Annotated in this window: 8 protein-coding genes and 1 pseudogene; 3 read left to right on the top strand and 6 right to left on the bottom strand. The window is 61.7% G+C overall.

Translation table 11 applies throughout. The features are described 5' to 3' along the window. Positions 1 to 113 precede the first annotated feature (113 nt). Positions 114 to 2,468 carry a hypothetical protein gene (locus KY661_RS28740; RefSeq protein WP_225413257.1) on the top strand — a complete coding sequence of 785 codons (2,355 nt, stop codon included), beginning with the start codon at positions 114 to 116 and terminating at the stop codon, positions 2,466 to 2,468. Positions 2,469 to 2,544: 76 nt separating this feature from the next. Next, positions 2,545 to 3,159 carry a tetratricopeptide repeat protein gene (locus KY661_RS28735; protein WP_225413256.1) on the top strand — a complete coding sequence of 205 codons (615 nt, stop codon included), beginning with the start codon at positions 2,545 to 2,547 and terminating at the stop codon, positions 3,157 to 3,159. Positions 3,160 to 3,673: 514 nt separating this feature from the next. Here KY661_RS28735 and KY661_RS28730 read toward each other — a convergent pair. Next, positions 3,674 to 4,459 carry a thioesterase family protein gene (locus KY661_RS28730; protein ID WP_225413255.1) on the bottom strand — a complete coding sequence of 262 codons (786 nt, stop codon included), beginning with the start codon at positions 4,457 to 4,459 and terminating at the stop codon, positions 3,674 to 3,676. Between the two features lie 201 nt (positions 4,460 to 4,660). On the opposite strand from KY661_RS28730, the gene KY661_RS28725 reads away from it, so the two are divergent. Then, positions 4,661 to 5,230 carry an imm11 family protein gene (locus tag KY661_RS28725; protein WP_225413295.1) on the top strand — a complete coding sequence of 190 codons (570 nt, stop codon included), beginning with the start codon at positions 4,661 to 4,663 and terminating at the stop codon, positions 5,228 to 5,230. Between the two features lie 53 nt (positions 5,231 to 5,283). Here the strand turns inward: KY661_RS28725 and KY661_RS28720 are convergent, their stop codons facing one another. The 5 genes and pseudogenes from KY661_RS28720 to KY661_RS28695 form a co-directional block, all read right to left on the bottom strand. After that, a complete protein-coding gene (locus KY661_RS28720; RefSeq protein WP_225413254.1) occupies positions 5,284 to 5,934 on the bottom strand; it encodes an MXAN_6652 family MXYO-CTERM-anchored protein in 651 nt (216 codons plus the stop codon). Positions 5,935 to 5,960: 26 nt separating this feature from the next. Continuing rightward, positions 5,961 to 7,178, bottom strand: coding sequence for an MxcI protein (locus tag KY661_RS28715; protein ID WP_225413253.1), 1,218 nt, complete (start codon positions 7,176 to 7,178; stop codon positions 5,961 to 5,963). A gap of 221 nt (positions 7,179 to 7,399) precedes the next feature. Then, complete coding sequence (locus KY661_RS28710) at positions 7,400 to 8,005, bottom strand: hypothetical protein (protein ID WP_225413252.1); 606 nt, start codon at positions 8,003 to 8,005, stop codon at positions 7,400 to 7,402. Positions 8,006 to 8,487: 482 nt separating this feature from the next. Continuing rightward, positions 8,488 to 11,640: a pentapeptide repeat-containing protein gene (locus tag KY661_RS28705; protein ID WP_225413251.1), complete on the bottom strand. Its 3,153-nt coding sequence runs from the start codon at positions 11,638 to 11,640 to the stop codon at positions 8,488 to 8,490. Between the two features lie 500 nt (positions 11,641 to 12,140). Beyond that, a pseudogene (locus KY661_RS28695) lies at positions 12,141 to 12,620 on the bottom strand (IS4 family transposase); the annotation flags it as partial. Positions 12,621 to 12,857 lie beyond the last annotated feature (237 nt).

Raw genomic sequence — 12,857 nt, 5'->3', positions numbered from 1 at the left:
CGGGTTCGGAACCCGGCCCGTTCCTGCTCCCTCCCGCCATGGAGAATCCGAAAGCGGGCTTTCGACGGCATTTCCCGGGGCTTGCCTCGCTTCCCTATAGTACGGTGGCCCGAATGGTACGCATTTCAGTGCTGATGATCATTGGGCTGTTCCTCTTCGCTCCCGCCGCCGCAGGGGCGGCACCGCCAGAGGCTGGCGCCGCGAAGTCCGTTGCGGAGGCCTCGAAGAGACTGGAGAGTGCTCGCGCTGCCCTCTCGGCGGCCGTGAAGCGGATCGAGAAGGATCCGCCGGCCAACGCAGACCTCGATGCCGCCCTCGCGGCGGTAGAGGGGCTGAAGAACGCGCTCGACGCGGGAGCGAGCTTCGAGACGGAGGATCTCGACTACGCCAAGAACGTCCTGTCTGCCCGGAAGGAGCTCCGGACGAACCGCGAGTACGTCGACGAGCGCCGGGCCAAGGTCCACATCCACGAGTTCCGCCGGCGCATCGACGCCGAGCTCGCGTCCCTGAATGAGCGCGTGGCGAAGGTCGCGGGGAAGGACGCGGGCTCCAAGGAACTGGACGAGGCCCGGGCCTCGGTGGCGGCGATCAAGAAGGTGGCGGACGAGGGCCGGACCCTGACGAAGCAGGACGCGAAGTTCGCCACGTACCTCACCGAGGTCGACGCGGCCGTCGCCCGTCACGAGAAGACGATCGACGAGCGGTGGTTGCAGCTGTCGGCGCAGAAGCAGCGGGGACTCCTGGACGACAGCCGTAAGTCCCTGTCCTCCGCGCTGGCCGCGATGGGCAATACCTGGTCGGACCAGAAGTTCGCGGATGCCGACAAGGCGGTGTCGGCGCTGCAGAAGCAGCTCGACGAGGGCAAGCCGCTCGAGGCGCGTGACAATGCCTATCGCGGGGATGCGGACAAGGCGCGGGCGGAGATCACCCAGGCGAGGCGCAAGCTGGATGAGCTCGTGGCGGCGGCGGGCGTCTCGCGGGTCAAGGAGGAGATGGGGCCTGCCTATGATGAGCTCACCGCGTCCGCCAAGGCGCTGCGTGCGAGGAAGCCGGCGCCCGAGCAGCTCTCCGCGGCCAAGACCGCGGCGTTCGTCGTCCGGAAGCTGGTGGAGAAGTACGAGCCACAGGCCGCGCGGGATCGCGCGATCGGCCAGTACCTCACCGAGGTGAAGAACACGCTCGTCGAGGTGGAAGTCGCGCTCCAGATCCGCAACCTCGAGGCCGCACGCGCCGAGGTCCTGCAGGCCCTGCGCAATCTCGAGAAGCGGTCGCCTGCCCCGGAGCAGTTCGAGGAGGCGAACACGGCCCTGGTCATCCTGGCGAAGACGCTTGAGACGGTTCACGCAAAGAACCCCGCGATCAGCGCTCACGCCCTTGAGGCGCGTCAGCTGCTCAGGGACGGCCGGGCGGCGATTGACAAGCGCCGGTACGAGGTCGACCTGCAGCAGCAGCGCGCGAAGGTCGATGAGGCGCGGAAGAACGCGGCGGGCCTGGTCACCCAGATCCAGAAGGACAAGCCCACCGAGGCGCAGCTGCAGGAGGCGGAGAACGCGGTCAAGCAGATCGGCGCGGTGCTGGACGCTGGCGCCCAGTTCGTCAAGAAGGACCGGGACTACGCGCTGTACGCCAAGGAGACGAAGGAGCGGATGGCGGAGCTGAACGACCGCATCGCCCGGCGGAAGATCGTGCTGTCCGCGGCGGACTCCCGCGGGGTGCTCGCCGAGCGGGTGCACGTGGCGAAGGAGAAGCTGGAGGCCACGACGTCCGTCTCCTCGACCGATGCCGACATCGAGGCCGCATCGAAGAGCGTGGAAGAGCTCATGCAGGCGATCGAGACGCGCGCGGAGCTGGAGCGGCAAGACGCCGGTTACGCCTCGTACGCGGAGCGGACGCGCAATGAGCTGCTGAAGTTGGTGGAGGCGCTGGAGGCCTCGAAGCAGGCGCGGACATTGCGCCGGACGACCGGTGAGGCCCTGGCCGCCGCCAGCGCGGCCTCGCAGAAGGCCGCCTCCGCTTCGGACCTGCGCAAGCGGAAGGAGCTGTACGCGAGCGCGGTGGAGAAGCTCAAGGCCTGCCAGGAGGAGGGCGCCCGGATGTTGAAGGAGAACGCCCGGCTCGTCACGGTCGACGTGCTCGTCGGCGGTCAGCCGGTCAAGCCGGAAGAGGTGATGGCTCAGTGCGCCCAGCAGGCGGCGGCGCTGCAGGAGCCACAAAAGAAGGCCGACGCGCAGCTTCGCTTCGATGAAGGTCCGAAGAAGGCCTACGAGCTGGCCAGGGCGCACCTCTCCAAGTCGCGCAAGAACGATGCGCTCACCCAGCTCAACGAGTGCGTCGTGGAAGGGCGCATCCTCGAGAACCGGTATCCGGAGTTCAAGGACTACAAGTTCGCAGTGGGCGGCGCCAACATGAGCCTGGTCGAGCTGCTCCAGGTCTGTGTGAAGGAGCGCAAGACGCTGGAGTCCAAGTAGCCTTGAAGCGGGGCGTCCCTATCGCGCTGCCAGGCCGAGACTTGCGGTCATGAGTGCCTGGCAGTACGAGAACCCCATGCGACGTTGGGATGCTCGGTGGAAGTTGTGCGGCGTTGTCTCGGGATTGCTCCTGCTGGTCCTGCCGCTGGTGGTTTTGGCTCAGGGCAAGGATACGGCACAGTCTCACATCGACGCGGCACGGCGCTTCTACGAGGAGCTCGAATATGAGCGCGCCATGGAGGAACTCGACCGGGCTCAGCGCCGCGCGCGCACCCAGGACGAGTTCTCCTCCATCCTGCTGTATGAGGGCGTCATTCTGGCTGAGCTGGGACGGATGGAAGAGGCCGCCGCTGCCTTCCAGGCCTCGCTGAATCTGCTGCCCGGAGCCACACTGCCGTTGGTTGTCTCCCCCAAGATCCAGAAGCAATTCGAGGCCGCGCGCCAGGAGGCCCAGCGGGATCTGGCGCGGGTCACCCCATCGCTTCCACCGGCTCCTGCGGAGGATAAGCCGGAGCCTTCGCCCGCTTGGGTCGCCAGTCCACCGTCAGCCCCGGTGCAGGCCCCCCCGGCCCTTGCCAGCACCGCTCCGGCCCCCGCCAGTGCTGCTCCGGCCAGCGCTGTCGAGGCTGTGCTGCAGCAGCCGAACAGCAGCGAGCGCAATGCGCTGGCACGGCGGCTCGCCGATTTCTAAGCACGTCTGCGTGAGCCGCGCGAGCCGGCCATCCCAGCGGCAGCGGGGGCGCAACTGAGGGATCTTCGGACGGAGCTTGGGGCGGCCCGCTCGGTGCAGACGCGCTCAAGTGTGGCGGTGAAGCTGGACCGGTGGGAGAGCCGGTATTTTCCTCCTGCGGAACCTTCTGCTCCCGTTGTCGTGTCCCCCCCGCAGCGGGCTGCACCGCTTCCATCGTCCTCAGCCCCTGTGCGGCTCCCTCCTTCTTACGGTCAGAGCCTCGATCGAGAGGCTCTCGCACGGCGGATCAAGGACTGTGAAGCCTGGCTGCGGCAGACAAACGATGCGGCCACCGGCCCCGGACTGCTTCAGCTGAAGGACATCCGGTATCAACTCTCGCAGGCCCTCACCGCACAGATGCGCGTGAGCGTGGCGGTGAGTCTGGACCGGTGGGAGCGGCGCTTCCTCCCGGCGCCATGAGGTGCTTGGGGCTGGCCGGAGAACCCATCGGCTCCGGAAATCGCCCACGCTTTCGCTATCGGCGCCGGACGAGCAGGATCTGCTCGGCCCGGCCCACCTGCCCGTGGATGTCGAAGAGGTCAGTGCTCGTGAGGCCGTGGCCCGTGGGGCCGAAGATGACGCGCGTGTCAAAGCCGATCCAGGTTCCGGCCGGCTGGCGAAACACGTGAATGGTGAGGTCGACGTTCGGAAACTGCCACTCGTCTGGCCGTTGCCGGACGGCGATCCCGTTGGCTGTGTCCGCGAGCAGCGCGAAGCGAGCGAGGTCGCTCACGGGCTCACCCTCGACGATCGCCAGCGGCGTGGTGATCCACGCCGTGGTCCGGCCTGGGGCCGGACCCTCGATGACGCGCACGTCGATCGATTGGATGTAGTCCCCCGGCCACTGGCGGGTGAGATCGAACGCACGGCCGTCCTCGGGGGGGAGCAAGGGCTCCCGGGCGCCGCCCTCGACCTCGGACGTGTCATGGGCCGAGAGTAGCCATACGCGTGCGCGGAGCACTGGACGGCCATGCTGGGAGAGGATCCCTTCGACGAGGTCGATGGCGCGGCCGGGACGCAGCATCTCGAACGTCACGTCACACTCGGTGAAGTCCAGAACGCCGAGGTAGTCGTAGCTGATGCGCGTCACGAGCTTGCCGACACCCGGGCGGCCGGCGAGCCAGCGCTGCAGCTCATGCAGGAGCAGCCCATTGACGGGGCTGATGTGCAGCTCTTCTGTGTTCCACGCGCCGGCACAGGGGCGCTGCGGAAGGAATCGGCCGTCTTCCGTGCGGATGAAGTACGCGTGCTGTTCGGCCATCGGTCATGCCTCCAAGAGGTGGGATCAGAGGTGTCTCCGCATCATATCGGCGGCGACATCCACGCCATGCCCAACTGACCAGAATTCCGGCGATTGGCTGCGAGTTGCTTGGCTCTGACGGAATACGGGCATCTTGATGAGCAGGTGCCCCACTGAGCAGGAGCCTGGTGACCGGCACCTAGGGCCGCCACAATGAACCGCATGGCAAGGCGGTACTTCGATCTGACCGACGACATGACCATTCAGGGACGGTGGTTGCTCGGTACGCCCACGGACGTTCAAGGCCAGGAGGTGGACGACCCATGGATGTTCTACCGGGGCGAGCGGCTCCCGGACCTAGGACCCTTGAAGCTCCCGATCAACGTTCCCGGCAGGGCACTCGATTTCTCACGCGCGGCATTCGCGGCCCCCGTGGTTCACGCCCGAGTGGCTGCTGTCTTCTCGGAACTTGCTCCCGAGGCAGTGCAAATCCTGCCCGTGGAGATTGAGGGCCAGTCCGAGCCGTTTTTCATTCTTGTGGCCACCCAGCTCGTTCAGTGCATCGACGAGAGAGCATCCAGGCACGTCAGGAGATGGACTCCAGAAGACGGACGGCCCGAGAAAGTGGGGAAGTACCGGGATGTGCGGGGAATGCGCATCGACCCGTCACAGGTTGGTGACGCCAAGATTTTCCGCCCCTGGGGATGGTCTATCGCGCTGATTGTCCGCGAGGACATCAAAGACGCCCTGGAGCATCTGGGCGCCACCGGGCCGAAGTTTCAGGAAGTTTAAGAGCCCCGGCAGCCTCTTCCCAACGTGCGCTGGGAAGAGGCGTTCTACGGACTTCAGCCGTTGCGGCGGCGGCGCAGGGCCAGGGACAGGCCCGCCAGCCCCAGCGCCCACAAGGGCGCGCCGCTGGCGGCAGTACAGCCTCCGCCCTCGTCCTTGTCCTCCTCCTCCGGGGGCGGCTCCTCCACGGGGGGCGTGCCGTTGCCCACCTTCACTTTCAGGGTCGTGGCCGCAGCGCGGTCCCCCTCACTGGTCTGGTCCCCGTTGGACGAGTTGCCCGCGCCGAAGAGCGTGAGCGTGCTGTCCTTGGCGGGTGCGACCAGGGTGAAGCTGAAGCGCAGCTCCGTGCCGGTGAAGGGCTGGGGCGCGGTGTGGGTCAGCTCGCTGCCCAGCTTCTTCAGGCCGGCGCCGGCCTGAAGCCCGGCCGTCGCATCGTCCACGGCGATGCCCACGCCGCCCGTCTGCGCGGCGCCCCCGCGGATGACAAAGCTGTACTGGCCGGTGGCCCCGGGCGCCAGCTCCGTGGGCCCCTCGAACGTGACGGTGGGCATCACGCCCCCCTTGTGACACGTGCTGCACGTCACCCCGTCCTTGCCGGACTGGCCGGTGACGCCTGTGCTGGTGGCGAAGGCGGGAGCCGCCGTCAGGAGCGCGGCGGCGAACACGCCCGCGCCGCTCAACAGGTGCTGCATTGACTTGGTGTGCATGGTCTTGAACCCGGTGAAGGCCGCGGCTAACGCAGCTGGAGGAACGAGAAGGACAGCCCCTGCGTCGTCACCGTCGCCTTGCCGCTGTCGCCCAGCACGCGGAAGGTGGTGGACGCGGCGCCCGCGCCGAACTCGGTGTAGAGCGTCTGCTTCTCCGACTCGAACAGGAAGATGCTGCCGGAGGTGGACGGGAGGTCCGTCCGGCGCGTCGCCGTCAGCGTGTCGAGCTTCAGCTCCCACCACTGCCAGCCGGTGCCGCTCGCCACGGTGCGCGGATGGGTGCCCTCGTTCACCGGGGCGATGCTCTCATCCAGCACCCGCACGTACGCAGTGCCCTGCGCGCCCGGGATGAGCGCGCCCGCCGTGCCTCCGCCCACCAGCGAGTCCAGCGCCCGGTAGAAGCTGGGATCGAAGGCGCGCGTCTGGGGATCGTACTTGAGCAGGCACGGCTCCGGTGCCTCCTCGCCCACCACCCGGCGCACCGCCGCGCCGTAGGCCTCCGTCGCGATGTACACCTTGCCGTCGAGGCCCAGCGCGGCGTCGTGCGTGTAGCCGCACCGGTCATCCTCCGCGAGGGTGGCCGTGTCCGTCGCCGTGTCGATGGCGACCACGCCCGCCTTCTTCGTCACGTTGACGCCCGCCACCGGCCGCCAGCCCACCGGCATGATGATCTGCCCGCCGGTGTGGACGACGGCGCCCGAGAAGGCGAGGACCGTTTCCGGGATGACCAGCGCGTCCAGCGGGATGGTGCCCGTGACGGTCATCGCCGTGGGGTTCCAGATGATGACCTGCGCGGTGAGGCCGTCGAAGAAGTACGCCTTCGTCTCCGAGACGAACTGGAAGTTGGCCTGGTACTCGCCCAGCGACGTCACGCCCTGGGCGGCGAAGTCGACGGTGCCGGCCTTCTCCAGCGTGTTGGTGGAGGTGAGGGTGTAGCGCGTCACCGTGGCGCTCTCGTCGGTCACCACGTAGACGGCGCCCGTCTTGGGAATGCCCACGCCCAGGGCGCGGCCGGGTACCTTGACGGCGCCTTCCAGCGACAGCGTCGCGGCCTGCTCCGCGTGCGGCGTCACCACGACGTAGCTCTCGGTGGGGTCCGCCGTGAGCAACTGCGTGGTGATGGCGTACAGCGGCGCGGGGGTCTCGTTCTTCTCGTCCTCCGAGTCTCCACAACCCACGAACAACGACAGCGTGAGCGCCGCAGCGGGCAGGCGCAGGGAACGCAAGGCAAACGTGTGCTTCATCAGCGAGGGGCCTCTTGGAAAAGGGAGGGAATGGAGAACGACGCCGATTCCCCACTGGGCCGGAGCCCAGTTGTGAAATCGATACGCATTCTCAATATCAGGACCTTTAGAGACGTTCCTATCAGATGTCAAGAAAGAGGCATGCGGCCCGGAGGCCGCATCCCGAACAGGACGCGTGGTGAAATCAAGGGCGCCCCATGTGCGGCCCGTGCGGCTTCCAGTCAGTTGGAGCAGAGCGCCACCGACGGGGAGTCCGCGAGCCCGCTCCGGCGATGCGCCAACCCGATGAGGTATTGGTTGTCGGCGCACTGCCCCTTGTACTGGCTCACGCTCCAGTCGCCTCCCGAGAGCGATGCGCGCTGGTCTCCTCCCCAGAAGTTCTTCGCCGATCTGCCGTTGAGGGGGAGGCCACCGGTGTTCTGCTCGCAGAGCAGGCCCGCCAGCTCGAGCCAGTACGGGTTCGCCGTGGAGAGGCCTACGGCGTAGGAGCCCGTGGGGCACTCGAACTTGATGCTCTGGGGGGCCCAGTCACCCGGGTAGCGCAGCGGAGAGACTTCCTGGGAGACCGTCTGGTAGCTGCCCGTGCCCTGCTGCGCGGGAACGGCTCCCGCGCTGGTGCAGAGCAGGGAGAAGTTCGCGCTCACCCCCACCACGCGATAGCCCCGCGGACAGCTGATCTTCGCCTTGCCCGAGTGCCAATCGAAATCCAGCGAGTTGTTGTCCACGTAGTAGGTGGATCTCCCGTCCTTCAAGAGGACGGTCATTGGAAGGAAGCGCGCCGCCTCCACGGCGCCGGTCCGCCCGTTCGCCCCGAGCAGTCGGCCCAAGGGGCCCGTCCCGAGCCGCCAGTCACCGCAGCTTCGCAGCATTCGTCCGAGCCCTTTGCGGCCCGCTCCTGCATACTTAAATCCGGTCGTGTCGTGCGCGACGACCACCACCTGCTCAGCGCTCGACTTCACGCGCTCACGGCTCTGCGTGCAGTGGGGTTTCAGCAGCTTCGCGGCATTGACCTGCTTGTTATTCAGGAGCCGACCGAGCCCGTCTTCGGAATGCCCATCCCCAGGGCGCGGCCGGGATACCAGCGAACTCTAGAGGGGCGATTCCCTCGGAGGGGTGCCCTGGTATGACCGGGTAATATTAGGGGATCCTCAGCTTCTTAAGGCGGCCACTCTCCTCACATAGGAGCAGCCCTCCGGCCAATCATGCTAAGGAGGCAGGAAGAAATAAGTTTTTCTGAGAGGAATCGCATCCCCGAGCGAGAATGAGCGAGTTTCTCGTCCAAGTCGGAAAAGTTATTTCCTCCGGCCTCCTAACTGCATCCCAGGTTATTGATTCGCAGAGCAGCAACGAACTCTCTCGAACCCTTAGCTCGATCAAGAGAGAGGTTTGAGGCAAACGCTCCGGCAGTCAGTAGCATGGAATGGCTCAGGTCTTCCCCAGATATACTCAAGACTCTACCATCACAAGTTGCTGCCAAGACGGAGCCGTCAAAGTTTGTCATGGCGACTACAAACTCATTGACAGCCGCCTCAATTTTGACCGAGCCAGTACTGAGCGATGCGATATACAGTGCTGGCGCTGGCACCTCTTCCGGCTTGAGTTTTGCTCGAGCAGAAGCTATTGCTCCATGAAATATTCGATATGTGTCACCATCAATTCGTGTCGTGAAGTCCTGCTCGGTAGCAATAAAAAGCCTATCGTTGCAAAACACAAGATTTGACACAAGTAATCCGTAGGGGCAATCCCATTCTGAAATCTTGTTGCCAGTAGATAAGTCAAGCATCAAGACTTTGTAGGTGGCCTCTTCAGAAGGCAAGTAGGAAAGTGCCAAGTATCTTTGGGATACGGCATGCTCTCTACCATAGTCTTCAGGGATATCGAATTCGCGTACCGCATCGCCGGTCTCTGCGTTGATGATTTGTACCGATTTCATATGAAATAGTACTAACTGATTGTTGATTAAGTAAGAGCATTCCAATTTCTGGTCGAACTTCTTCGACCAGAGGCGAGCCCAGTTTTTCGTCTCAAGGACAAAAACCGTGCCGAAGTGTTCTGAGAAGAAAAGTTTTTCGCCGTCAGGACTAAAATGCACAGACTCAATATTAGCCAATTCTCGGTGCGTTTTCCTGAATAACTCCTTGCCTGATGCCAAATCTGTCACGACCACTGTTCTGTCGGCATACCCCCCTGATGCTAGCTTGGATGAGGACATCGAAAGACTCGTGACAATATCTCCGTGGCTTCTAAGCAGGCGAGTGAATTTTCCATCTTTGAATACTTGTATCTGGCCTCCTGGGCCGCCAAGGGCAACCCAGTCTTTGGTTGCACAGATGGCGTGAGTTCTTATGCCAGGGATTACTTTGCATTGATCGAGTTTCGAATCGTTGAAGACAGTGTCATTCAACCAGCACGCTTCTATATAAGCACCGTCAAGGTTAGCGCCAGAAAAATCTGCGTTATCCAATACGCAATTGTGGAACAGCGCGCCGCTGAGATCGCAGTTCTTGAAACTGAATCTACTTAAGTCCAAAGATTCACAGTAGAGACTCGGCAACGGAAGATTATCGAGTTTTTCTATAGAACGGAGGGCTCGCATCTGCAGTGATACTAGATTCGTGCAGGCATAGCCTACATTTTGCGTAGTGGCTCCACGGCAAACATTAAGGGCCTTGTGAATCAGTTCTTGGGACACCATTTCCTCTAGAAAAGCCCAGTGGCTAGTGACCATGCTGAGGTTTATTGTTACCAGTTCACCAATGGCGATGTCTCCGATTGCATCGCCTACTGAATCAGGATCTTGCGCGGCGCTTAACTTTCTGAATTGTCGCCGAGCGAGGAAATAAGATTGAAATGAACGATGAGCGAACCCGTAATTCCCCTCTGCGTCTCTAGTAAGGAATGCACACGTTCGCATGTCATGCTCAATCCAGTCGAGATCCTCCAACTCGAACTCTTGGTCGACTTCTCCGGACTCTTTCTGAGTCAGTATGAAGTCTCGTAATTCGCCGACCCGCATTGCTGCAGGGCGTCGCTCTCCGACAGTGTATGCCAATTCTTCAAGCAGTATTAGTTTTGATTTTGGTGACAAGCTGTTGTTAAGTTTGTCTTCGCGATATATCCAATGGTCTGCGTATATTTCGTACAGTGAGCTAATTTTTATTTTGCTCTTGGTTTTGAGGCTTGGTGCAGATCTGGAAATCATGTCCAGAAATACTGGGGTTGCGCTGAGTTCTGCAAGAGATTCGTTGGTTTTCAGAAGGTTGAGTACAACCTGAGCGCCTTCAGGGTTTGACTTGCGAAGGAACGTTTCGACTTGTTTTTCGGTAAATTCCTGGAGTTGGATTGCTCTATATCCTTGAGTCGCAGACTGTGCTCCCGGTAGGCCATGAGATTTGGCAAAATATCCGATACGGGCCCTTTCCATTTCGGCGTCGTTCCGGAAGAGGGCCAAGCGACATGAGACGATGCACCGGGCGTCCTCTTGGGCGATAGCCCCAAGGGCTTCAAATCGGCTTCTGACAACTGAAAAGTTTCCGCGAGTCAAAGTCTCGTCAACGCCATCAAAGATGGGTATGACTTTTCCTGCGTGGACCAATCGCAGTAGGCTCTCTATGCTAGGAAGTGAGACACCATAGCTAAAAAGCGTGTTTGCTAAAATCTGTTTGACATCTGAGGGCTCTGGGAATTTGCCAAGCGGAACAAACACTGGAATGGGCCATGATTTATCGTGGCTCCATAGCTTACATAGAATATATGTTAGATGCAGCAGGTAGCTCGTCTTTCCCATTCCGAAGTCGGCTAGTAGGGCAATGCATCTAGGAGAGTCAAAAGATCTTTGGGTGACCCATCCTTTGGCTAGGAATTTGCTATCCGGCCCTTTGGGGCCGACGAAATACTCATCCAAATCGTTAATGACGGTTCGGACGCCGCTTGGGTCGAGCACGGCAGAGCGCTGTGTGAAAATCTCGCCAAGGTTACTTGATGCTAAGGCCTGGATCAGAAAGCCATTGAGAGGGTGGTTTCCCCAATTCTCGTATTCTCTAATGTAGCGATCTGTGAATGGTGTGAAATCTATGGCAGATGCGGTTAGTTCCTCGAAAGATAAGGAATTGATGTGATTGGATGCTAAGATTTCCTTGGCTTGTCGAGTAAATCCTTGGCTGGCAATCATGGTGGCGACTTGGATTTTTCCCGCCCGCCTCAAGTCAGTCACTTCGTTCGCCCATTTGAGAGCTTGGTCTTTTCCGATAGGTCTACTTCCATTAGAGATGCTGGTTTTGCACTCGATTCCAACTGTAATCAAGCCGATGCCAGGAGTATGACGTTTGGCAATAATGTCTACAGCATGGCCCGCAAGGTTTACATCTTCTTGGACGTCAATAAATCCTAACTCTCTGTAAGTATTGGCGACTCTGTGGGCAAAACTATCGCCGACTGCCTTGGTGGATTTTAAGTCAGGCATATTTTTATGCTTGGTCTGTTAATGATAAGTGTGTGGGTGAGGGTTTTGCTCACTGTACCATATGTAATAGGAATGGTCTGTGCTTCTGTCGTCCAGTAACTCGATGAGGAGTCATTTGCAGGGCCGAGCCAAAGAACGGGACGAAAGACACGGCAACAACCTACCCGCCTCGCAGGCCCCTGCCGCCGTGCCCTCCGACGCTGCAGGGCGAGAACCTCGCGCCGGAAGACGGTCAGGACGTCCGAGAGCAGTTCCACATCCTCAGCGGTACCCACCTCACTAAGCTCCCGGACATAGATGTTGATCACCTGCGAGAGGTGAGCTGATGGCGGTAGTGCCGGAAGGCCCGGCGTGCTGCCGCCATCAGTGCAGAGGGCGTCGCGTAGCTCCGCTCGGGCATCTCGTGGCCCTTGATGACGCCAAAAACGGGCTCTACTTCGTTGAGCTGTGGTGAGTAGGCCGGTAAGTAGACCAGCGACAAGCCAACCCGAGCGAGCGCACGCGTCCTCACACGGCACCATGTCCACTACCAAGCCCTGCTCTGGGGCGTATACCACCAGCGAGTGTCCGGGCAGGGCAGCGCCTCGAAACTCACGCAGTGGCTTGAGCCTCTTCTCACTGGCAGGCAGATGATTGCCGTCCATGCTCCGGACCCGATAGCCCTCTGCCCAAGGCTGTTCACCTGTCCGCAGCGGCTGGACCACAGGCTCCAGGCGCTGCGCGCTGCCACGGACCAGAGCGCGCACCAGCCCCGGCTCCATGCGATTGACCTTCTCGTAGAGCGCAGCCACCGAGGATCCCACCTCGCTGGCTTTGGCGGCTGCATGCAGCGAGGGACGCAGTCCCATGGCCACCACCGACATCAGCTCCACCACGGTGGAGAACAGCAACTCCCGGGTGTACTGCTGCTGCCGATGCGCCTCGAACAATGAGTCCATCCACTCGGCGCTGACGGCACGCTGCAGCACTAGCCGTGCCATGACACTGACAGGGCTGTTTTTTACGAACCGCTCAAGGACTGCATCGAAGGCCATCATACCTCTCCAGTCGCGGGGACCTCCTTGAGTCGCGGCAACAGGGCTCTATTCCCTCGGGAATGCGCAGGGCGCTCACTTCCTGCTTTCTCTTGTTTTATAGACACCTTGAAAGGGGTGGCTCTTAGGATTTTGCTTCCGCTTTGTTGCGGATTCGATTCTCGCCGCCTCCGTGGACCCATC

Origin of the sequence: Allostigmatella hybrida, assembly GCF_020103775.1 — a bacterium.
GTDB lineage: Bacteria > Myxococcota > Myxococcia > Myxococcales > Myxococcaceae > Hyalangium > Hyalangium aurantiaca.
This window is presented reverse-complemented; position numbering and strand designations above follow the sequence as displayed.